The organism is Aquimarina sp. ERC-38, from assembly GCF_026222555.1.
In the GTDB taxonomy this organism is placed as follows: Bacteria; Bacteroidota; Bacteroidia; order Flavobacteriales; family Flavobacteriaceae; genus Aquimarina.
The window spans coordinates 3,141,463-3,164,114 of sequence record NZ_CP098511.1; the positions used below are offsets into that span (position 1 = coordinate 3,141,463).

At 37.1% G+C, this 22,652-nt stretch carries 15 protein-coding genes, 2 tRNA genes, 3 rRNA genes and 1 other RNA gene; 15 read left to right on the forward strand and 6 right to left on the reverse strand.

Annotation, left to right across the window (positions count from 1 at the left end):
• The first annotated feature begins 3 nt into the window (after window positions 1-3).
• On the forward strand, window positions 4-516 hold the full coding sequence (locus tag NBT05_RS13010) for a GNAT family N-acetyltransferase (RefSeq protein WP_265770291.1): 513 nt from the start codon (window positions 4-6) through the stop codon (window positions 514-516).
• Between the two features lie 219 nt (window positions 517-735).
• On the opposite strand, the gene NBT05_RS13015 is transcribed toward NBT05_RS13010, so the two are convergent.
• Window positions 736-1,617 (reverse strand): SdiA-regulated domain-containing protein, encoded by an 882-nt coding sequence (locus tag NBT05_RS13015; protein WP_265770292.1) that lies wholly within the window; start codon window positions 1,615-1,617, stop codon window positions 736-738.
• Window positions 1,618-1,626: 9 nt separating this feature from the next.
• Window positions 1,627-2,187, reverse strand: a complete 561-nt coding sequence (locus tag NBT05_RS13020) for an NUDIX hydrolase (protein WP_265770293.1) — start codon at window positions 2,185-2,187, stop codon at window positions 1,627-1,629.
• Between the two features lie 302 nt (window positions 2,188-2,489).
• Between NBT05_RS13020 and acs the strand changes: the two genes are divergently transcribed.
• Window positions 2,490-4,403 (forward strand): acetate--CoA ligase, encoded by a 1,914-nt coding sequence (gene acs, locus NBT05_RS13025; RefSeq protein ID WP_265770294.1) that lies wholly within the window; start codon window positions 2,490-2,492, stop codon window positions 4,401-4,403.
• Window positions 4,404-4,502: 99 nt separating this feature from the next.
• Here the strand turns inward: acs and NBT05_RS13030 are convergent, their stop codons facing one another.
• The gene (locus tag NBT05_RS13030) at window positions 4,503-5,594 is read right to left on the reverse strand and encodes a M42 family metallopeptidase (RefSeq protein ID WP_265770295.1); all 1,092 of its coding nucleotides are present in this window, start codon (window positions 5,592-5,594) and stop codon (window positions 4,503-4,505) included.
• 250 nt (window positions 5,595-5,844) lie between these two features.
• Here NBT05_RS13030 and NBT05_RS13035 point away from each other — a divergent pair, with 250 nt between their 5' ends.
• The 6 genes from NBT05_RS13035 (at window position 5,845) to rrf (ending at window position 13,135) form a co-directional block, all read left to right on the forward strand.
• Entirely contained in the window at window positions 5,845-6,534 is a 690-nt protein-coding gene (locus NBT05_RS13035; protein ID WP_265770296.1) for a DUF4294 domain-containing protein, read from the forward strand.
• Window positions 6,535-7,257: 723 nt separating this feature from the next.
• Window positions 7,258-8,780 (forward strand): 16S ribosomal RNA (locus tag NBT05_RS13040).
• A 306-nt stretch (window positions 8,781-9,086) separates the two neighbouring features.
• A tRNA-Ile gene (locus NBT05_RS13045) sits at window positions 9,087-9,160 on the forward strand.
• Window positions 9,161-9,416: 256 nt separating this feature from the next.
• Window positions 9,417-9,490 (forward strand) — tRNA-Ala (locus NBT05_RS13050).
• Window positions 9,491-9,822: 332 nt separating this feature from the next.
• A 23S ribosomal RNA gene (locus NBT05_RS13055) occupies window positions 9,823-12,685 on the forward strand.
• Window positions 12,686-13,026: 341 nt separating this feature from the next.
• Window positions 13,027-13,135 (forward strand): 5S ribosomal RNA (gene rrf, locus NBT05_RS13060).
• The 16S, 23S and 5S rRNA genes sit together here with 2 tRNA genes alongside, the layout of an rRNA operon.
• A gap of 503 nt (window positions 13,136-13,638) precedes the next feature.
• On the opposite strand, the gene NBT05_RS13065 is transcribed toward rrf, so the two are convergent.
• Entirely contained in the window at window positions 13,639-14,433 is a 795-nt protein-coding gene (locus NBT05_RS13065) for a hypothetical protein (protein WP_265770297.1), read from the reverse strand.
• A gap of 196 nt (window positions 14,434-14,629) precedes the next feature.
• On the opposite strand from NBT05_RS13065, the gene NBT05_RS13070 reads away from it, so the two are divergent.
• On the forward strand, window positions 14,630-15,139 hold the full coding sequence (locus tag NBT05_RS13070; RefSeq protein WP_265770298.1) for a DinB family protein: 510 nt from the start codon (window positions 14,630-14,632) through the stop codon (window positions 15,137-15,139).
• Window positions 15,140-15,159: 20 nt separating this feature from the next.
• On the opposite strand, the gene NBT05_RS13075 is transcribed toward NBT05_RS13070, so the two are convergent.
• Complete coding sequence (locus NBT05_RS13075) at window positions 15,160-16,116, reverse strand: glutaminyl-peptide cyclotransferase (RefSeq protein ID WP_265770299.1); 957 nt, start codon at window positions 16,114-16,116, stop codon at window positions 15,160-15,162.
• 180 nt (window positions 16,117-16,296) lie between these two features.
• Between NBT05_RS13075 and ffs the strand changes: the two genes are divergently transcribed.
• The 3 genes from ffs to fsa all read left to right on the forward strand — a co-directional run bounded on the left by ffs (window position 16,297) and on the right by fsa (window position 18,158).
• Window positions 16,297-16,395: signal recognition particle sRNA small type (ffs, locus tag NBT05_RS13080), an RNA gene on the forward strand.
• A gap of 22 nt (window positions 16,396-16,417) precedes the next feature.
• A complete protein-coding gene (locus tag NBT05_RS13085) occupies window positions 16,418-17,227 on the forward strand; it encodes an SDR family oxidoreductase (RefSeq protein WP_265770300.1) in 810 nt (269 codons plus the stop codon).
• A gap of 277 nt (window positions 17,228-17,504) precedes the next feature.
• Window positions 17,505-18,158, forward strand: coding sequence for a fructose-6-phosphate aldolase (fsa, locus tag NBT05_RS13090; protein ID WP_265770301.1), 654 nt, complete (start codon window positions 17,505-17,507; stop codon window positions 18,156-18,158).
• 25 nt (window positions 18,159-18,183) lie between these two features.
• Here the strand turns inward: fsa and NBT05_RS13095 are convergent, their stop codons facing one another.
• A complete protein-coding gene (locus NBT05_RS13095) occupies window positions 18,184-19,635 on the reverse strand; it encodes a TlpA family protein disulfide reductase (RefSeq protein WP_265770302.1) in 1,452 nt (483 codons plus the stop codon).
• 195 nt (window positions 19,636-19,830) lie between these two features.
• On the opposite strand from NBT05_RS13095, the gene NBT05_RS13100 reads away from it, so the two are divergent.
• The 3 genes from NBT05_RS13100 (at window position 19,831) to NBT05_RS13110 (ending at window position 22,613) form a co-directional block, all read left to right on the forward strand.
• Entirely contained in the window at window positions 19,831-21,459 is a 1,629-nt protein-coding gene (locus tag NBT05_RS13100; RefSeq protein ID WP_265770303.1) for an ABC-F family ATP-binding cassette domain-containing protein, read from the forward strand.
• A gap of 426 nt (window positions 21,460-21,885) precedes the next feature.
• The gene (locus tag NBT05_RS13105) at window positions 21,886-22,371 is read left to right on the forward strand and encodes a lipocalin family protein (protein WP_265770304.1); all 486 of its coding nucleotides are present in this window, start codon (window positions 21,886-21,888) and stop codon (window positions 22,369-22,371) included.
• 110 nt (window positions 22,372-22,481) lie between these two features.
• The gene (locus tag NBT05_RS13110; RefSeq protein WP_265770305.1) at window positions 22,482-22,613 is read left to right on the forward strand and encodes a hypothetical protein; all 132 of its coding nucleotides are present in this window, start codon (window positions 22,482-22,484) and stop codon (window positions 22,611-22,613) included.
• The last annotated feature ends 39 nt before the right edge of the window (window positions 22,614-22,652 follow it).

The following is a 22,652-nucleotide window of genomic DNA, read 5'->3' on the forward strand; positions in this document are numbered from 1 at the left end:
TTTATGATGGAAGTTAAATTGGTCTCTTTAATTGAAGATGCTATACCTTTTCTGTATAAGTTATTATCAAATCCCCTTGTAGATCAGTATAATACTTTAGGTATTCATAAAGAGATAAGAGAAACAGAGGATTATTTTTGGAAATTAAAACAACAAGAAGAAAATAATCAAAGTATAACTTTTGTGATAGCATCTTTAGACAATCAGAAAATAGGGTTAATTGCGCTTGACTTTTCTCAACCAAAATTTAAATCAGCAACCTTATGGTATAAGATTCATCCTGATTATTGGAGAAAAGGAGTTGCAACGGCAGCCGTTCTTAAAATAACGACTATGGGTTTTTCTCAATACCATTTACATCGTATCGAAGCCGGATGTGCCGTTCAAAATATAGGTTCTCAAAAAGTGTTATTAAAGACGGGATTTATCAAAGAAGGCTGTAAAAAGGAAGTACTACCCCTTTTAACAGGTTGGTCAGATGCTTATATTTATGCATTAGTAAGTAAAAAAGCATAAGTATTTATATTATAGCATCTTTAAGCCCTAGTTTAAAATAGCGTAGATAATTCTCATTTATATAAATCAGTCCCATCCCCAGCTTTTTCTAAAGGGAAGGTTGCTAAAAGTTCTTTCCTTTGGAAAGAATTTAGGATAGGAAGCTGTAAATAAAATAATTGGGTCAATTCCAATACACCAACGCTATTATAAACTACAACCTATACCATCTTTAAAGCTCTAGTCTAGTTGATACTTATATAAGTAGTTGCCATTGCTTTTCTTCTTTTCATCTGTGATAAGTAGTGTGGAATCATTTAGAAAAGTAATTCCTTCCTTTTGCGAAGAATGATTCAATTTAATCTTTGAAAGCGTTCCATCCCAAAAACTATCTTTTTTAAAAGAATCTAAAATCATGACCTTATTATAGGTAAGAAGCACAATTTTGTTCCCTTTAGAATTGATTGCCGCATCTGTAATAAAACAATCCTTATCATCATTTCCAATAAATAAAGTAGTTATTAACTCTGCGGTTTGAGTTCCCGGTTGATTGAGTAGTTGATAGATTTTAGTATTTCCATTAAAATCCGAACCTCTGTTTCTTGAAAATAAAAAAATATGATCCTTCATTATAATAAAAGCCTCAATATCAAAATTTCTCCCTTTCTTTTTAGGAGGAAAAGCTTTTTGATCAGAGAGGGTAAATGAAATAGTTTTCACAACGGGTTTTGCACTAGATATAGAAGAAATTTTATAAATCTTCAGGTCTTTTCTTTCGTTTTTGTTGTTTCCAAAATCACCTATATATAAGTTGTTCTGGGAGTCTAAGCTAATGGCTTCCCAATCTTTATTATAAACACCTTTTACAGTATATTGATTTATAATTTGACCTTTAGTATTTAATGCAAAAATGTTATTGTCGTTGCCAGAGTCATTGACTGCAAACAAAAGTCTATTTTCAGGATCATAAGTAATTCCTGAGACTTCCTTTAGTAAAGGCGAAAGGCTATGGACAATAGTGAAGTCTTTATCCTTAATATTTTGGCAGGAGACTGGCAGGTAAAGTAAAGCAAAAAGTATCCATACGAAATATAAATACTTATTCTTGTTTAAATAAATCAAAGAAGTTTTTTAAGAAGATGATAATAATTTTTGAATTTCTGAAAATACAAAATCAAAATACTTTTTTTCGTGGGGTACGTAACATTTGGCTTTATCCGGGTTAGATAAATCTTGTTTTAGTTTATTAAGAGAGATCATTTTAATCGCAGCTACTTCTTCCTCTTGAATGACTAGCTCTTCCAGAGACGTTTGTAATTCAGCTAAGTAGATATAATGAAATTCATTATCCATAATATTTTCACGTGGATTAGTTTGTTCCAAATACACCCCGATAAAATTAATATGGTCTTTTTTGATAGTAAGTCCGATTTCTTCACTAATTTCCCGAATAGCAGAATATTCAGGTGTTTCGCCAACACTGATATGCCCGGCCACAGAAACATCCCATAAATTAGGAAAGGTATCTTTAAAATCAGCTCTTTTTTGAATTAAAAGTTCTCCATTTTTAGTATAAAACCAGATATGAACACTAGAGTGGTATAAACCTAACCGATGTGCTTCGGATTTAAGTTTAATTTCCCCCGTCAATTTCCCATGTTCATCCAAGATATTTATAAATTCGTCTGCCATGCATATAGTGTTTTAAAGAGTATGACCTTACTTTTAAATATAAAATAATAAGGTAAACCGCAGAAAGTCCTACAATATATTAAGAAAATCCTTAAGTAATCCTAAGTTAAATGTCAAAATTTTTAAAATATGCTTTTTACTTTAAAGAATAGATGCTTGACTGTAAGATTAAGACTGTATAACCCTTAAAAATTTATCATCTTCTCAAATAAATTGCATAAAGTTCCATTTTAATTCTAATTTAGTAGCCTATTCAAAATCATTTTGTCAGCCATTTACGGTACGACTTCATTATACGACATATGAGTAATTATCACATAAAACATCTGGAAGAATATTTTCAGGTATATAGAAAATCCGTCCATAATCCGGAATTATATTGGGCAGAAATTGCAGAAGAACATTTTTTATGGAGAAAGAAGTGGGATCAAGTCTTACATTGGGATTTTAACAAACCGGAAATTATCTGGTTTCAAAATGCAAAATTAAATATTACTGAAAACTGCTTAGATCGGCACCTTAGTATAAGAGGAGATAAAACAGCTATCATTTTTGAACCTAATAATCCTGAAGAAAAGGCAGATTATATTACCTATAATCAATTACATAAAAGGGTATGTAAAATGGCAAACGTATTAAAAGACCAGGGGATAGGTAAGGGAGATCGGGTTTGCCTCTATCTGCCTATGATCCCTGAACTTGCCGTAGCAGTTTTAGCTTGTGCACGTATTGGTGCTATTCATTCGGTTGTTTTCGCTGGTTTTTCTGCGACTGCACTGGCCACACGAATAGAAGATTGTCAGGCAAAACTGGTAATTACCTCCGATGGTTCGTATCGTGGAGCTAAAACTATTCCCCTAAAGAAGATTGTAGATGAAGCCCTGGAAAAATCTAAGGTAGTTAAAACAGTCTTGGTCGTCAAAAGAGTTGATATTGAGATTAATTTTAAAGCTAAAAGAGATCAATGGATACAACCCTTATTAGATAAAGCTTCTCCAAAATGTCCGATTGAAATAATGGATGCTGAAGATCCTTTATTTATTTTATATACTTCCGGGTCTACGGGAAAACCCAAAGGAATGTTGCATACCACAGCAGGATATATGGTGTATACTGCGTTTACTTTTAAAAATGTATTTCAATATCAGGAAGAAGATGTGTATTGGTGTACCGCTGATATAGGTTGGATTACCGGGCATTCGTATATCGTATATGGTCCCTTGTTAAACGGAGCGACAACGCTTATGTTTGAAGGAGTTCCGTCATACCCTGACTACAGTCGTTTTTGGGAAATTGTCGAAAAACACAAAGTTAATCAGTTTTATACCGCACCAACTGCTATTCGAGCATTAGCCAAAGAAAATCTGGATTTTGTAAAAAGTCGCGATTTATCAAGTTTAAAAGTTCTGGGCACTGTAGGAGAACCAATTAATGAAGAAGCCTGGCACTGGTATAACGATCATGTAGGAAACAAAAATTGCCCGATCGTAGACACCTGGTGGCAAACAGAAACTGGCGGAATTTTAATATCTCCTGTTCCGTTTTCTACGCCTACAAAACCTACATATGCAACCTTACCTTTACCGGGAATTCAACCTGCGCTGGTAGATGAAAATGCCAATGAAATTCACCAAAATCAAATAAACGGAAATCTTTGTATCAAGTTTCCCTGGCCCTCAGTGGCGAGAAGTATATGGGGGAATCATCAAAGATATAAAGACACTTATTTTTCAGCTTATAAAAACATGTATTTTACCGGAGACGGTGCCTTTAGGGATGAAGTTGGCTATTATCGGATAACCGGAAGGGTAGACGATGTGATTATTGTTTCAGGACATAATTTGGGTACCGCACCTATAGAAGATGCTATTAATGAACATCCAGCCGTCGCCGAAAGTGCCATTGTAGGTTTTCCTCATGACATTAAAGGCAACGCTTTATATGGTTTTGTTATATTAAAAGAAACCGGACAAATGCGGGACCGGGATAATTTAAGCGCCGAAGTAAATCAACAGATCACAGAACGTATCGGACCTATCGCCAAATTAGATAAAATTCAGTTTGTTTCCGGATTACCTAAAACCAGAAGTGGAAAAATTATGAGGAGAATTCTACGGAAAATCGCAGGTAAACAAACCACAGAAAAGGATTTAGGAGATACAAGCACACTACTAAATCCGGATATCGTTCAGGAAATCATAGAAGAATCCTATTAGTAATCGTAGGATTTTAACAAACAGGAAAAGTCGTTATTTGTATTTTAACCACTGCTTTTCCTGTTTGTTCATTAGTTACAAATATTAGTTGTACATATTCTATTTAAAATAACTAAAGGTTTCCCCTTCCTTAAGTGCTAATAAACTATGGTAGATAAGTTTGATCACATTTTCTACATCATGCTGATGCACCATTTCAACCGTAGTATGCATATATCGTAAAGGTAAAGAGATTAATGCCGAAGCAACCCCACCGTTACTATAAGCAAAAGCATCCGTATCCGTACCGGTCATCCGGCTGGAAGCCATTCTTTGAAAAGGAATTTCATTTTTATTTGCAGTACTAATTAGAAGTTCCCGTAATTTGTTTTGAACCGCAGGAGCATAAGAAATTACCGGTCCGTCCCCAATTTTAGTTTCTCCCTGTGTCTTTTTTTCAATCATAGGAGTAGTCGTATCATGACATACATCCGTTACAATAGCTACATCAGGTTTAATGGTTTCAGTTATCATTTGTGCCCCTCGCAACCCAATTTCTTCCTGAACCGAATTAGTAATATATAAACCAAAATCAAGACTTTTGTTGTTTTCTTGGAGAAGACGGGCTACTTCGGCAATCATAAATCCACCCATACGGTTATCCAACGCTCTGCAAACAAACTTATCTTTATTTAGAATCATAAATTCATCCGGATAGGTAATAACACAACCTACATGGACTCCCAGGTCAAGTACCTCTTCCTTAGTATTACATCCTACATCGATACAAATATTATCCAGTTTTGGCGGAGTTTCTTTAGCACCACGATCTCTGGTATGTATGGCTGGCCAACCAAAAACACCGTGTACTATGCCATTATCCGTATGAATGTGAACCCTTTTAGAAGCTGCAATTTGATGGTCGCTACCTCCGTTTCTAATTACATAGATCAAACCATTATCCGTAATATAGTTAACGTACCAGGAAATTTCATCGGCATGTCCTTCAATAACAACCTTGTACTTAGCGTTGGGATTAATAACTCCTACTGCAGTACCATATGTATCCGTGATGAAATCATCCACATAAGGTTTTAAATAGTCCATCCACAATTTCTGACCTTCCCACTCGTAACCTGTAGGAGCTGCGTTGTTTAAATATTTTTCTAAAAAAGTTAAGGAGTTCTTATTCAATATGCTTTTTAATGCCATTATTTTATGCTTTTTGCGAATGTAACAAAATAAATAAATTCTAAGTAATCTTGGAGAGAGTAACTATAGCTTAAAATATAATTGTAGTTGAAAAATTTATATTTTGCAAAGTGTTTAAATAACTTTGTTAAAACTATTAAAGTTTTTAAAACCGGTTGATACTAAAACAATAATAAGTAGAAATGATTAGTTTTAACAATCAGTATCAACTGTAAGTATTGACTATATAATAAAAGCTGAATTTTTAGCTATGTATAAAATTTTATTAGGATGTGTCCTATATATAATGGTAAATCCGTTATTCTGTCAGGAGCAGAACACCGTATCTGATAGCATTGCAAAGACAAGTCAATTTGTACAATATTATATAATTGAAGGAGATACCATTCCACACGATGCCATTGATCTTGATGAAGTAGTTATCTTAGGGAAGTTAAAATTTAAAGATAATTTAGCAAGGCGTAAGTACTTAATATTAAGAAGAAAGACAAAAAAAGTATATCCCTACGCAAAACTGGCTGCAGACCGATTAGCAACTCTTAATGAAAGGCTACAAACCATTACCAATAAAAGAGCCAGAAGAAAGTATGTTCGACAATTACAAAAATATATGGAAGGCGAATTTACGGACGAACTAAAAAAGATGACTAGAACAGAAGGACAAATTTTGGTAAAATTGGTTCATCGACAAACTGGAATTACTTTTTTCAATCTTGTAAAAGAGTATAGAAGTGGTTTTAGGGCTTTTAGCTATAATGTAACCGCCAGTTTTTTTGATATTTCATTAAAAAGAGAATACGATCCTATTAATGTAGAAGAAGATTACTGGATTGAAGACATACTTCAGCGAAGTTTTCAAGCTAATGAATTGGAAGAACAAAAATCTGCATTGTCTTTTAGTTTTTACGATTTAAAGAATAAATGGGATCATTCAGAATAGGATTTGTTAATGAAATAATTTTTTTAACCTTAACAAATAATTTACTTTAAGTAATTAAATTGTTTACTATCTTTAAGTTCCTCAAAAATAATTATACAAAAGATTAATTATTTTAATGAGTATTTTATTCATAATCAACTCTTTATTTTTAGAAATCTTTTTTGTCTAAAAAAACTCAAAAAAGTTTTGTTTAAAAGTAAAAAGTAGTTGTATATTTGCACCCGCTTTGGGGCTGAGAGAATGGGTTAAAGAAATAAGCGAGAAGGTTCATTTATATAGGTGTAAGAAAGGGTATTGCTTTGGTAAGTAATAGGTAGGGGTTCGATTCCCTGGATACTCACAGGTAAATTTCCACGAAGGTGGAAATCTATAGACCTTTAATTAAGTTGGAGGTAGAGATCTTTAACTGGATTGAGGGTAAAGTTCATAGACATATTGATTGACAGCGCGTACATTTTTTGTCATTCCTGCAAAGGCAGGAATCCATGACAGATAGTGATACAAATAAGAAAGAAGAATTAAGACTAGCATCATTAGCTTTTTTTAAGTTGCGGTTTATTCTTTACGGTAAGCAATTATGGTAAGGATAGGATTATAGCTTAAGAGGGCAGAGAAGAGGAAGTATCAGAATTCCGGTTGTATTTTTTGAGAAACATGGTAATTGAAGGGTGCTATTGAGGCACTATGATTATTATCATCCCTGCGCAAGTAGGGAAAGATTATACGATGAAGAGTTTGATCCTGGCTCAGGATGAACGCTAGCGGCAGGCTTAACACATGCAAGTCGAGGGGTAACATAGGTGCTTGCATCTGATGACGACCGGCGCACGGGTGCGTAACGCGTATAGGACCTACCTTTAACTAGGGGATAGCCCAGAGAAATTTGGATTAATACCTTATGTGGTAATGATGTTACATGGCATTATTATTAAAGATTTATCGGTTAGAGATGGCTATGCGTCCTATTAGCTGGTTGGTAGTGTAATGGACTACCAAGGCTACGATAGGTAGGGGTCCTGAGAGGGAGATCCCCCACACTGGTACTGAGACACGGACCAGACTCCTACGGGAGGCAGCAGTGAGGAATATTGGACAATGGAGGCAACTCTGATCCAGCCATGCCGCGTGCAGGAAGACGGCCCTATGGGTTGTAAACTGCTTTTATAGAGGAAGAACGCCCACTACGTGTAGTGGAATGACGGTACTCTACGAATAAGGATCGGCTAACTCCGTGCCAGCAGCCGCGGTAATACGGAGGATCCAAGCGTTATCCGGAATCATTGGGTTTAAAGGGTCCGTAGGCGGGCTTATAAGTCAGTGGTGAAAGTTTGCGGCTCAACCGTAAAATTGCCATTGATACTGTAGGTCTTGAATTATTGTGAAGTGGTTAGAATGTGTAGTGTAGCGGTGAAATGCATAGATATTACACAGAATACCGATTGCGAAGGCAGATCACTAACAATTAATTGACGCTAAGGGACGAAAGCGTGGGTAGCGAACAGGATTAGATACCCTGGTAGTCCACGCCGTAAACGATGGTTACTAGTTGTTTGGATGTAAATCTGAGTGACTAAGCGAAAGTGATAAGTAACCCACCTGGGGAGTACGTTGGCAACAATGAAACTCAAAGGAATTGACGGGGGCCCGCACAAGCGGTGGAGCATGTGGTTTAATTCGATGATACGCGAGGAACCTTACCAGGGCTTAAATGTAGTATGACAGGTTTAGAGATAGACTTTTCTTCGGACATATTACAAGGTGCTGCATGGTTGTCGTCAGCTCGTGCCGTGAGGTGTCAGGTTAAGTCCTATAACGAGCGCAACCCCTGTTGTTAGTTGCCAGCATGTAAAGATGGGAACTCTAGCAAGACTGCCGGTGCAAACCGCGAGGAAGGTGGGGATGACGTCAAATCATCACGGCCCTTACGTCCTGGGCCACACACGTGCTACAATGGTAGGTACAGAGAGCAGCCACAACGTGAGTTGGAGCGAATCTATAAAACCTATCACAGTTCGGATCGGAGTCTGCAACTCGACTCCGTGAAGCTGGAATCGCTAGTAATCGGATATCAGCCATGATCCGGTGAATACGTTCCCGGGCCTTGTACACACCGCCCGTCAAGCCATGGAAGCTGGGGGTACCTGAAGTCCGTCACCGTTAAGGAGCGGCCTAGGGTAAAACTGGTAACTGGGGCTAAGTCGTAACAAGGTAGCCGTACCGGAAGGTGCGGCTGGAACACCTCCTTTCTAGAGAAGTTCTGCGAGTAGGTATGACCGGTAACCAATAGGTAGCCGTTATATTTACCAATAAGCAGGCAAACGAAGGGTACGATCGGAGGCTTTCTTTTTCTCTTTACTTTTATTTTCTACTGGGTCATTAGCTTTTATAGTTGATTGTTTAAGTAGGGGTAGTGGTAGATGAGTACCTAGTTTTAATTCTTTTAGCTGTCGATTAATTAATTTAAAAAAAGATACAGAAAACAAGAAACAAGAAGACAAGACGTTTTTGTCTTGGGTCTTGATTCGTATGGTCTTGGGTCTATTTTAAAAGACAGTCTCATAGCTCAGCTGGTTAGAGCGCTACACTGATAATGTAGAGGTCGGCAGTTCGAGTCTGCCTGAGACTACTGTCGAAAGGTAAGACGAGGAGTTTACCCTGACGAAAGGAAGGGAGTCTGCCTGAGACTACTTTATCAATTAAGAATTCAGAATTTTTAGTTGTTGTAATGTGATATAGGATAGAATAATTTTGGATTCATAATTTTGAATTCTGGATTATAAAAAAGTTCATTGTAAAGAAGATTAAAAGGAAATTCAAGAAGTTGAGTTGGTATGGGTTTGATAGCTCATAACTCATAACCCATCACTCATAACTTGAGGGAAGGGGGATTAGCTCAGCTGGCTAGAGCGCTTGCCTTGCACGCAAGAGGTCATCGGTTCGACTCCGATATTCTCCACAAGCCCCTCCTAACCTCCCCATTGGGGAGGAACTCTTAGGGGGGTAACAAATGTTACTCTCCCCCATTGGGGGAGTTGGAGGGGGCAAAAGTTCATTGACATATTGATTAAGAGAAACGAGAAGGATTGGTTGTTTTGACTTATTTTATTTGGTTGGCTTTACGATAGGTACAGTATGTTTGTTTTGGTTAAGAAATTACCGGGCAGGTATAAGGTATGTATGATGAGAGTTAGTAAAATAGAAGTAAGAAAAAGATAACTGATCTGAAAGAGAAATAGAATAATAGAGAGATAAAAAAACTAAGAAGAGCGAGTTTAAGAGCAAAAGGCCAGATAAGCTAGATAAGGGCGTATGGGGGATGCCTAGGCTCTCAGAGGCGAAGAAGGACGTGATAAGCTGCGATAAGCTGCGGGTAGTGGCACATACACTATGATCCGCGGATTTCCCAATGGGGCAACCCGGCATGTTGAAGACATGTCACCTGATTTATCAGGGGCGAACCCGGAGAACTGAAACATCTAAGTACCCGGAGGAGAAGAAAACAATAGTGATTCCGTTAGTAGTGGCGAGCGAACGCGGAGAAGCCCAAACCAATTATGTTACGGCATGGTTGGGGTTGTAGGACCACGCTATAAGATATGTATTGAACTAGAACACTTTGGAAAGAGTGGCCAAAGAAGGTGATAGCCCTGTATAGGTAAGGTATGTTGATTTAGTGGTATCCTGAGTAGTGCGGGACACGAGTAATCCTGTATGAATTAGGCGGGACCATCCGCTAAGGCTAAATACTCCTGAGAGACCGATAGTGAACCAGTACCGTGAGGGAAAGGTGAAAAGAACCCTGAATAAGGGAGTGAAACAGATCCTGAAACCATACGCTTACAAGCGGTCGGAGCTGATATTTATATTGGTAACGGCGTGCCTTTTGCATAATGAGCCTACGAGTTACTTTTACTGGCAAGGATAAGATTTTAAGGATTGGATCCGTAGCGAAAGCGAGTCTGAATAGGGCGCTATGTAGTCAGTAGTAGTAGACGCGAAACCGTGTGATCTACCCTTGGGCAGGTTGAAGCTTTGTTAACCCAAAGTGGAGGACCGAACCCGTTGACGTTGAAAAGTCTTGGGATGACCTGAGGGTAGGGGTGAAAGGCCAATCAAACTCGGAAATAGCTCGTACTCCCCGAAATGCATTTAGGTGCAGCGTTAGTTTAGTTATATAGAGGTAGAGCTACTGATTGGATGCGGGGGCTTCACCGCCTACCAATTCCTGACAAACTCCGAATGCTATATAATGATGACTGGCAGTGAGGGCATGGGTGCTAAGGTCCATGTCCGAGAGGGAAAGAACCCAGACCATCAGCTAAGGTCCCAAAATATATGTTAAGTTGAGAAAACGCGGTTGGACTGCCCAGACAGCTAGGATGTTGGCTTGGAAGCAGCCATTCATTTAAAGAGTGCGTAACAGCTCACTAGTCGAGCGGTCCGGCATGGATAATAATCGGGCATAAACATATTACCGAAGCTATGGATAGTCCCCCCCCTTTGGGGGTTATGAGGCTGTGGTAGGGGAGCATTGTAGTTTTGTTGAAGGTGAGGGGTGATCCTTGCTGGAGGGGCTACAAAAGAAAATGTAGGCATAAGTAACGATAAGGGGGGCGAGAAACCCCCCCACCGAAAGACTAAGGTTTCCTGGGCTATGCTAATCAGCCCAGGGTTAGTCGGGACCTAACGCGAACCCGAGAGGGGTAGTGGATGGACAAGCAGTTAATATTCTGCTACCTGCACGGCATTAAAAGCGACGTAGGCGAGAAGTTGGTGCGCACAGACGGAATTGTGCGTTGAAGGGAACAGTAATGTCCTGATAGTACACGGAGTCTTCGGATGAAGTGATAACCCAGCGGATCGACTACCAAGAAAAGCAAGCCGATGCAGCCCGTACCGTAAACCGACACAGGTAGTTGGGATGAGAATTCTAAGGTGCTCGAGAGATTCATGGCTAAGGAACTAGGCAAAATCGACCCGTAACTTCGGGAGAAGGGTCGCCCCCGCTTTGGCGGGGGCCGCAGTGAAGAGGTCCAGGCGACTGTTTATCAAAAACACAGGGCTATGCGAATTAGAAATAAGAAGTATATGGCCTGACACCTGCCCGGTGCCGGAAGGTTAAGAGGAGGGTTTATCCCGAGCAATCGGGAAAAGATCTGAATTGAAGCCCCGGTAAACGGCGGCCGTAACTATAACGGTCCTAAGGTAGCGAAATTCCTTGTCGGGTAAGTTCCGACCTGCACGAATGGTGCAACGATCTGGACACTGTCTCAGCCATGATCTCGGTGAAATTGTAGTATCGGTGAAGATGCCGGTTACCCGCTGTGGGACGAAAAGACCCTGTGAACCTTTACTATAGCTTAGTATTGACTTTGGATAAGTAATGTGTAGGATAGGTGGGAGACTGTGATCATGCATCGCCAGGTGTATGTGAGTCATTGTTGAAATACCACCCTTTGCTTATTCGAAGCCTAATCCCGAATATTCGGGAGACAGTGCTTGGTGGGTAGTTTGACTGGGGTGGTCGCCTCCAAAAGAGTAACGGAGGCTTCTAAAGGTCTGCTCAGTACGGTTGGTAATCGTGCGTAGCGTGCAATGGCATAAGCAGGCTTGACTGAGAGGCATACAGGCCGATCAGGTAGGAAACTAGAGCATAGTGATCCGGTGGTTCCGCATGGAAGGGCCATCGCTCAAAGGATAAAAGGTACTCCGGGGATAACAGGCTGATCTCCCCCAAGAGCTCATATCGACGGGGGGGTTTGGCACCTCGATGTCGGCTCGTCACATCCTGGGGCTGGAGAAGGTCCCAAGGGTTGGGCTGTTCGCCCATTAAAGTGGCACGCGAGCTGGGTTCAGAACGTCGTGAGACAGTTCGGTCTCTATCTACAGTGGGCGTTAGAAATTTGAGTGGATCTGACTTTAGTACGAGAGGACCGAGTTGGACGAACCGCTGGTGTATCAGTTGTCCCGCCAGGGGCACTGCTGAGTAGCTACGTTCGGAGTGGATAAGCGCTGAAAGCATATAAGCGCGAAACCCACCACAAGATGAGATTTCTTTAAAGGGTCGTGGGAGACTACCACGTCGATAGGCTATAGGTGTAAAGGCAGTAATGCAAGTAGCCAAGTAGTACTAATAACCCATAGGCTTACAGGGCCCGGTAAGTCCCCTTTCTAAAAGAAAGGGGCGGATACTTTGCTTTTAAACAAAGCCCCTTTTTAGTTTTTTATCCCTTCTATTCCCTTCCCTTCGACAAGCTCAGGAACAATAGTATTGAGTAGTGAGATGCTGGTACTTAACCTTGATAAGCTTAAGGTATGGTATATAGATAGTGAGTAAGCTTAATACTTCTCACTTTGTACATCATACTTAATACATCATACTTAATACATCATACTATACTTCCTACTTCACCTCTTCGTTGTCTCTACATCTATATGTTAACCGTATACGAATTCATAATTTTGAATTCTGAATTTAAAATTATAAAAGCTTAAGGTGGTTATAGCATCGGGGCTCACCTCTTACCATTCCGAACAGAGAAGTTAAGCCCGATAGCGCCAATGGTACTACAATCCGTGGGAGAGTAGGTCGCCGCCTTCCTTAACCTCGCTAAAAGCGTGGTTTTACTAAAACCCTTCACATCATTGTGAAGGGTTTTTTGTTTTTAAAACCTAAACTCAAGGCTAACTATTATCCTTAAATACCCGTGGTAGTAGTGGGTAGTGTCCATTTTAGTGTGTCTAGGGTTTTTTAGAAAAAGTTTTCAATCAACTTAATAAACCACGCTTTCCCTACACACAATGTACTTTGTACTTTGTATTTTGTGCAATATGTCCAGCAGTGTTTAGAAGGAATTTCAATCAAATAAATAAACACATTTTCTCGTTATACATAATAATTCGTACTCTTAGCTTTGTACTTCGTATTAACAATATGATGGTAATTCTAAACCACTGCTTCAACGACTAGAGGTGTGTTTAGTTATTAGAATCACCTTTTAAGTGGGTTTATAATAAACTAAAAGACTGCCCGTTAAGGCAGTCTTATCAACAATTTTATCTTGGGGCAACAAAATAAAAATAGTTGGTGTTTATGTATTGATATTAATTTTCTTCAAAAATGGCAAACTGCTGTATGGCACTTTTTGCTAGTTCTTTAGCTCTGTCTACATAAAAGCTTTTCGTATCATCTAAGGTTTCGTTTTGCAGGTCTTCTTCATTTCTTACAAAGGAACCTTCAGTTTTAAAGTTACCTTCTGTGTTTAATACGGAACTTAATTCTTGTAATGCAGTTTCCAATTTCTGTAAGGCTTGTTCAGCTTTTGTTTTGACTAAGGTTTGCTCTTTAAATTCAGCTACCCGTATAGCTTCTAATTCTGCCTGAGCTTTTTGCTGTTCTAGAATTTGAGCTTCTAAAGCTGCTTGCTCTGCCTCTAATTGTATTTTTCTTTGTAATAATTCATTTTCTTTTTCACTTAATTCAGCAATTTCGTTCCCATCTAGTTCATTAGCAGCCAGCATACCATTATCTTTATTTGCACGACAGTTTGTAATTTCTTCCAGAATTTGAGAACCTATCTCTTTGGCTTGTTTGGCGTAGTAACGACTTCTTTCATATGTATCTTGTCTTAAAGCGCTTTCCATATTTGACTTGGCTTCATAGGCAAGTTCATTTGCTACATCACAACCACAATTAGCAGCAAGGTCTTCTACTTTCTGATAAGAATCCACAGCTTTATCGGCATATTCTTGCGTATGAAAAACATTATTAGCACCATGTGCCTTCTTAGAATGTGCATAAGCATAACTAGCCGCAGTCAATGCGTCTTCATAAACATCTTGTGCGTAAATTTGTAAAGAGATAGTAAAAATAGCAATAGCTGTAAAAAGAGTTTTCATTATTTGGGGCTTTTAAATGAACACTACAAGTATACAATATAAAAGTAGTAAAATCCAAAAAATGACGCACTTTATCGATGAAATACGCACTTTATCTTACTAATTATGGAAATACCATAACAAAATGGTCAATAATATACTTAATATAAAGCTTTAATTGGGTGGTTAAATTATATTGATGTATCTTGAACCGCCTATGAAGAAAGTAATTATAGCTGCCGTCAATCAAAATCTTACTAAAGCCATACAATTATTGGATAGTATTACAGATAAGCATTATACAGATGTATCTGTAGGGCCTTATTATTCTAGTATTGGATCTCATATTCGTCATAGCCTGGATTTTTTTAATTGTGTTATTAACGGATTAGATACAAATAATATAGATCTTACTAAAAGAACCCGTGATGAGGCTCTCTCAAAAGATAGGATAGCTGCTAAGAACCATATTTATGCCTTACAGCAAACACTGGTTTCGTATCAATCTGTATCTACTAATTATCTGGTTCACGTAACAGACGACCTGGGACAAGGAAATGTTCAGGTAAACTATACTCTGGAAAGTATATTGGCACATGCTAATAGTCATGCGCTACATCATTTTGCAATTATTGGGTATATTTTACATCAATTAGAAGTTTGTATTGAGATTCCGGGATTTGGTTATAATCCTACTACACCTGAACAAAAGCGAAAAGGAATTTGATTTTCAAAAGGTGAATTTTCTTATTTGACAATTTCGATCTCGAATAATTTATCCCAGTACTTACCGGTAACGTATAATTTGTTTGTATTGCTATTATAAGCAATTCCGTTAAGAACATCCAATTGCGGATGCGCAGTCACTTGATCGCGAAGTCCGGTCAAATTAATTACTGCTTCTAAAGCTCCGTTCTTTGGATTAATAATAGCAATTCCGTCTTTTTGCCAGGTATTTGCATAAATTTTTCCATTCACCCATTCCAATTCATTAAATTTTGTTTTTACACTCTTATTAGTAGTCACCTGAATGTAGTTTTGTTCGGATAAATTTTCTGCATCGAGCAACCAGATTTTTTCAGTACCATCACTTTTATAGATTGTAGTACCATCATTGCAAAGTCCCCAACCTTGTTTACTTTGGTTGTAAGCAAAGCTTCCTGTTCTTTTTAATGTAGGTAAATCATAAATAAAACCTTTTTCAGCAAGCCAGGTTAGCTGATATATTTTCTGATCCATAATGGTAAGGCCTTCGGCGAAATACTGATCTTCGAGTGTTACTTTTTTAATAATCTCACCGGTACTAAAATTAAGTTTTCGTAAGGTAGATTTAGTTTTTTGACCAGTACTCTCATATAAGGTATCATCTTTAAACTCTAATCCCTGTACAAATGCTTCCTGGTCGTGCGGATAGGTATTAATAATCTTATAAGAATAGAGTTTAGGGGCTTTGTCATTTAAAACCGTAATCTTCTTTTCCACTATTTCGCTTTTTCCTTCATAGTATACCGTAGCAAGTAGTGGTTGGTGTCCTAATAGTTCGGTATTAATAGTTTTTTCAAAGTTTTGAGTAGCGGGTAGCGTAGTATTTTGATCATTCCAAAGATAAACAACGGAATCAATTTGTTTATTTTTCGGGTTGTTAACTGAAGCTTTTAGAGCCTCTCCCAGTTGGATTTTAGTTTGTTTTTTATCGATGTCCAAGCTAAAAAATCTTTTTTTTGCTTCGGAGTTACTTCCGCAGGTATAAAATAGAAAGGATAATATTATGAAAGCGAAAGGGTTAACGTAGCGCATAAGTATTATAAATTTTTTGAAAGATATTTATTTTATTCGAACCTTTAAAATCATTGTTTAATATAATCATAGATTGTATATTTGCGCCGGCAAGTCCTACACAACCAGCTCCTGTTGAATCCTCCAGGGCGGGAACGCAGCAAAGGTATATGGTCGTAGCGGTGTGATGTAGGTAGCTTGCCATTTTTTGTACCTGATAGTTAACCAAATGAATCAAAAAGTTGTTTTAATTACAGGAGCTTCTACCGGTATCGGTAAAGCGATTGGTCTTTTTTTACAAGAAAAGGGATACCTTATATACGGAACGAGTAGGAACCCGGAAAAATATAGTTCTCAATCTCAGTTTACATTATTACCATTAGATGTTGCTGACCAGAAAAGTATACAAGATGTGGTTAGTAATATTATACAACAGGAAGGTAGGTTAGATATATTAATTAATAATGCGGGCGCAGGAATTACCGGTCCGCTTGAAGAGATTCCATCTTCTGAGATTTTACAAAATTTCACAACTAATTATTTTGGTCCTATTGATGTGACTAAAGCAGTATTACCCCAGATGCGTACGCAAAAGGAAGGTCTAGTCATACACATTACCTCTATCGCCGGATATATGGGGTTACCTTATCGCGGTATTTATTCCGCAGCAAAAGCGGCTCTTGAGATTACCTCAGAAGCCTGGCGGATGGAATTGAAAGAGTTCAATATCAAAATGACTACAATTGCTCCCGGTGCTTTTGCTACAAATATTGCCGTCGGACGTTATCATGCTCCGCTTCTTGACGATTCACCTTATCTAAAGAATTACGGACGTACCCTGGAGTTGATTAACCAGGATGTGGACGGAGGTCAGGATCCGATTGTGATTGCTAAAGAGGTATATGAGATTATTAAAAAAAATAACCCTAAAGTCCATTATAGGATTGGTGCATTTTTACAAAAGTTTTCTATTACCTTAAAAAAAGTTTTACCAGATACTATTTACGAAAACATGCTTCGGAAACATTTTGAATTATAGATTTTGAGTTCACAAGCAATTCAGTTAATCAGCAGTGACTTGAAAAAGTTATTATTTAATTATTCATGATCTTTAACATGAAGAAATAAAAAATTGACAATTTCTTCTAAAAATTTACGAATTACTTAAAAAGTCTTGTTACAATTTAGTCTAAATTTGCAAAGTCCATTATAAAATAAAGGGCTACTTTTTAAAGGTAACTGGGATGACATCTGCTACTAACTAATTAGAAAACTTAATATTAAGTATAATACCATCTATTAATTTATAATAATCTATGAAATTTTTTATTGATACCGCTAATCTTGATCAAATTAAAGAAGCTCAGGATCTTGGCGTACTTGACGGGGTAACCACCAACCCTTCCTTAATGGCTAAAGAAGGAATAATGGGTAGTGAGAATATAATAAATCATTATAAGAAGATTTGCGAAATCGTAACCGGTGACGTCAGTGCAGAAGTCATTGCAACGGATTATGATGGAATTATAAAAGAAGGTGTAAAACTAGCACAATTGCATGAACAAATTGTGGTAAAAGTGCCTATGATCAAAGAAGGTGTTAAAGCCATAAAATATTTTAGCGATAAGGGGATTAAAACCAACTGTACCTTAGTATTTTCCGCAGGGCAGGCTTTACTGGCAGCAAAGGCAGGTGCTACTTATGTTTCTCCTTTTATTGGTAGGTTAGATGATATTTCTACGGATGGTCTCAATCTTATCGCAGAGATTCGGTTAATTTATGATAACTATAATTTTGCCACCGAAATTCTGGCAGCTTCCGTTCGGCATACGATGCATGTTATAGATTGTGCTAAAATAGGGGCTGATGTCATGACTGGTCCACTATCCTCTATTGAAGGGTTAATCAAGCATCCTTTAACGGACATTGGTTTAGAGAAGTTTCTGGCAGATTATAAAAAAGGAAATTAAAAACTTTTGTTGCGGTAACCGGTACTTATTTTGTTTCGGTTACTGTGTCCGGATAGAGTTCCATTAATTTTTCTTCAAAACTTACGGAGAACAAATTAGCGTTTGGAATTAAGATTTTACCTTGTTGATCTAATAGAATTGCTTTGTTTTTATAATAAACAACTAGGTTTTTAATAGCTTCTTCAGGATTAATAAACTTGTATTCTTTATCCGGATTAAAATTATTTCTTTTGATGGTTTTTAACCAATCTTTCTGTTTTTCAGTATCTATATTTAATCCAATAAAATCAATCTGATTATAAGTTTCAGATAGTGTTTTTACTACACGATGTATTCGGGTAAAATGAGGTTTATCCTGAATAGACCAGAAGTATAAGATTGTATGAGGTGCTTTAAATAAGGAGCTTAAGAGAAGGGTGTCCCTGTTTTTATCGATTATTTCGTGTTCCGGTATCATATTACCCGTACTCAAGTTAAGTATTGCTTCGGATAGTTCGGTTATTTCCTTTCTAAAGGTTGCATTTTTTGATTTGGTTATATAATGTTGTACAATTTTATCCGATTCTTTCTGATTTTTGCTTTGTAAAAGATAATTACCGGTTCTGGATCTAAAAATATTTTCTTTGGTATCTCTATTAGTGATTAAACTATCAATAAAATCAAGCTCATAAATTTTCTTTTCGGCTTGATTATTTATTACATTTTTAGCCTTGGAAGAATTTAATAAATTATCAATATAATTTTTTAAAAACCTACGATAAGCAAATAAGCTTTGCAGTTCCTTAGCCTCTAGTTGAATTCCATTGCGATAGGAAAAGAAGCCTGACGGATAAGATGTTACATAAGCTTTATTTCTTTTCTCTTTTCTAATATTTTCAGAAGCATAAAGTTCAAATCTAGAGTAAAAGTCATAAGTATAGCTTGCGGTTAAAATACTTTTTGCAAGAAGCGACAGGTCACCTTCTTTATTTACAAATTTTTCAAAACGCTTTCTTCGTTGTTTTAACAAAGAATCTTGCTGAATTTTAAAAAGTTCCGGGGGTAAGGTAAATGATTTTCGACGTAGCCCAACTTTCTCATTTTCGTTTTGTAAAAACATATCAATTAGAAAGTTATTCTTTGCCGCCCCATCTCCTGTAAAAACAAGAGTTTCGTCAAATTCTAATGTATTTAACCGTAATAAGATACTATCTCCTTTTTCCAGTAAGATGATTTGGCTTTCAGGTCGATGCCTTATTGTATAAATACCTTCATGAATGGTATCAAATTGATAAAGAAACCTATTGTTTTCATCCAGAAATATGGTGTCCTTAAAAATGGTATCTTTAGAAAGAACCAGGTAGTTACTATTTGGGTTTATAATTTCACCGCCTATATATGTTTTTGCCCGAACAGCAGTATTCTTTTTATTGCATGATACTAGGTGAACGCAAAGAATGAATAGGAATACAACGGAAAATTTATGGTGTTTCAACATGAATGGTACCTTTCAACATAGGTCATATTTTCAAAATTATAGGGAAAGCTGGTTTTGGTTTGTTAAGGGATAGTTAATGTTTAGGTAATTTAGGGTATAGCATACTTCTAATAGTATTATAAATAATACAACATTCTTTTATCATTCTTAGCTAAATATGTAATTTTGCAAAATTCATTTTAAATAATCGTTCACATGTTATCAGTATCTAATTTATCAGTTCAGTTTGGGAAGCGCGTATTATTTGACGAGGTTAATACTACGTTTACACAAGGAAATTGTTATGGTATTATCGGTGCTAACGGGGCGGGTAAATCTACTTTTTTAAAAATACTTTCAGGCGTGATGGATCCTACTTCGGGCCATGTGCACCTGGAACCCGGGAAACGTATGTCGGTTTTGGAACAGAATCATTATGCCTATGATGATTTTACTGTGTTAGAAACGGTGGTGATGGGTAATAAGGAGTTGTATACAATTAAAAAGGAAATTGATGCTTTATACGCGGATTATTCAGATGAAAATGCGGATAAAATTGGAGAGTTACAAGTTCGGTTTGAAGAAATGAACGGATGGAATGCAGATAGCGAAGCTGCTGCCATGCTTTCAAACCTAGGTATACGTGAAGATCTTCATTACACCTCTATGAGCGATCTGGATACTAAACAACGGGTTCGGGTATTGATTGCACAGTGTTTATTTGGTAGTCCGGATGTACTAATTATGGATGAGCCTACAAATGACCTGGATTATGAAACAATTAATTGGTTAGAGAATTTCCTGGCAAATTATGATAATACGGTGATCGTTGTATCGCATGACCGTCACTTTTTGGATGCAGTTTGTACCCATATTTCTGATATTGATTTCGGGAAGATCAATCACTTTAGCGGTAATTATACGTTTTGGTACGAATCGTCGCAGTTAGCTGCTAGACAACGCGCGCAACAAAATAAAAAAGCAGAAGAAAAGAAAAAGGAATTGCAGGAGTTTATTGCTCGTTTTAGTGCCAATGTAGCTAAATCCAAACAAGCTACTTCCCGTAAGAAAATGATTGATAAATTGGATATTTCTGAAATTAAACCTTCCAGCCGAAGATATCCGGCTATCATTTTTGAAAGAGACCGGGAAGCTGGAGATCAAATATTAAATGTAGAAAAACTAGCGGCTTTTAGTGAAGAAGGAGAGGTGTTATTTAAAAATGTACATATTAACCTGGCAAAAGGGGATAAGATAGTAGTATTTTCCAAAGATTCTCGAGCAACCACCGCCTTTTATCAAATTTTAAATGGGAAGCAGGAACCTGCTGAAGGTAAATTTGCATGGGGAGTTACTACCTCACAATCCTATTTGCCAGCAGATAATAGTGAATATTTCCAGAATGATTTAAGCCTTGTAGATTGGTTACGTCAATGGACTACTACCGAAGAAGAGCGAGAAGAGGTATTTTTACGCGGCTTTCTAGGTAAAATGATTTTTAGTGGTGAAGAAGCCTTAAAGAAATCAAATGTTTTGTCCGGGGGTGAAAAGGTGCGATGTATGTTGTCCAAAATGATGATGACCCGGGCTAATGTATTGATGCTGGACGAACCTACCAATCACCTTGACCTAGAGTCAATCACGGCTTTTAATAATTCCTTAAAGAATTTTAAAGGAACAGTATTATTTACCACCCATGATCACGAGTTTGCTCAAACCGTAGGAAACCGGGTTTTAGAATTAACACCAGGTGGCATTATTGATAGATACGCCACTTTTGATGAATATATGAGTGACCCAAAAATTAAAGAACTTCGCGAAAAAATGTATGCGGTACCGGTGTAAGCTTTAATTTTCTTCTAATAACCTATTAAATAGGCGTTTTAATCCTATACTCAAAACCATACTTGTTTTGTGGTCTCTTATGGTTAGTACCTATCTTTTAAAAAAATAATAAAAATAATAGCAATTGTATTTTGATTTGTTTAATAATCAAATATTTACAAATTTTAGTGGTATAACTAGTTGGTAAAAAGTTGTCAAATCGAGCAACTTTTATGGTGAAACGTAGAAAAATCTATTAAGATTAAGTTTTTAACCGAAAATTATCTTGTCTTCGATACAATTTCTGTTGAAAATTACCCAGACTGATGTTAATTTTTTAACGTCGAGTTCATCTCATAATTTTTTTCATTTTTATTTACGTGTATGTAAAAGTTCAGTTGTCTTAGCATTGAAATATTTATATACGTAAAACTTAAAATCAATAAAATGAAAAAAGGATTTTTAATTTTGACCATTGCCAGCTTATTTTTAAACATTGCGTGCAGTAAAGATGATGACACTGAACCCAGTGTAACTCCCGAGGCAAAAGCCGCAGCAGAATCGTTTATTGCCGGAACCTGGAAAATGACTGGTATTACATATGAAGGGAAACCCGTTGATCTGGAATGTCCGGATGAACAAACAATCGTTTTTAAAGAGGATAATTCGGGCACCTATTTTTTTGCCGAAATAGATTTTGATGAACAAGCTCAAACCTGTATTGTTTTTGAGACTATTACAGGATCTGTTAATTGGGAGGTAACTGAAAAAGATAAAATAATTATTTCAGATGCTGATGACAAAAGTGAAACACACGAACTGGATTTAGCCATGGGAGATGATACTTTTATTTTAAACTTTCTTGAGGTAGATGAGTTTTCAAACACTGTCGAAGTCTACGAGCGCAAGTTTGAACGTCAGGATGAAGAATAATTCTAATCAACTATAGCTAAGTTGATATGGATTTTACTTCGTATTGATTTAGCTATAGTATTTCTATACCGCTATCGTTATTCCATTTAATCTTAATAACCTTCCATCCTATGTATGCTACTATTAACAAACTTATATGTTGTATACTTATTAATGATGTAACCGGAGAAGCTTCTTTAAAAAAACAAATACTTGCAGAAACATGGATGGCAGATGATCCTCAGAACAATTATTACTTTTAGCAATTTAAAAACTTATGGATCAGAGAGTGATTCTTTAAA

Coding starts and splice junctions, on each gene's coding strand:
- NBT05_RS13010 (WP_265770291.1), top strand. CDS start 4: ATGATGGAAGTTAAATTGGTCTCTTTAATTGAAGATGCTATACCTTTT.
- NBT05_RS13020 (WP_265770293.1), bottom strand. CDS start 2,187: ATGGCAGACGAATTTATAAATATCTTGGATGAACATGGGAAATTGACG.
- acs (WP_265770294.1), top strand. CDS start 2,490: ATGAGTAATTATCACATAAAACATCTGGAAGAATATTTTCAGGTATAT.
- NBT05_RS13030 (WP_265770295.1), bottom strand. CDS start 5,594: ATGGCATTAAAAAGCATATTGAATAAGAACTCCTTAACTTTTTTAGAA.
- NBT05_RS13035 (WP_265770296.1), top strand. CDS start 5,845: ATGTATAAAATTTTATTAGGATGTGTCCTATATATAATGGTAAATCCG.
- NBT05_RS13065 (WP_265770297.1), bottom strand. CDS start 14,433: ATGAAAACTCTTTTTACAGCTATTGCTATTTTTACTATCTCTTTACAA.
- NBT05_RS13070 (WP_265770298.1), top strand. CDS start 14,630: ATGAAGAAAGTAATTATAGCTGCCGTCAATCAAAATCTTACTAAAGCC.
- NBT05_RS13085 (WP_265770300.1), top strand. CDS start 16,418: ATGAATCAAAAAGTTGTTTTAATTACAGGAGCTTCTACCGGTATCGGT.
- fsa (WP_265770301.1), top strand. CDS start 17,505: ATGAAATTTTTTATTGATACCGCTAATCTTGATCAAATTAAAGAAGCT.
- NBT05_RS13095 (WP_265770302.1), bottom strand. CDS start 19,635: ATGTTGAAACACCATAAATTTTCCGTTGTATTCCTATTCATTCTTTGC.
- NBT05_RS13100 (WP_265770303.1), top strand. CDS start 19,831: ATGTTATCAGTATCTAATTTATCAGTTCAGTTTGGGAAGCGCGTATTA.
- NBT05_RS13105 (WP_265770304.1), top strand. CDS start 21,886: ATGAAAAAAGGATTTTTAATTTTGACCATTGCCAGCTTATTTTTAAAC.
- NBT05_RS13110 (WP_265770305.1), top strand. CDS start 22,482: ATGTATGCTACTATTAACAAACTTATATGTTGTATACTTATTAATGAT.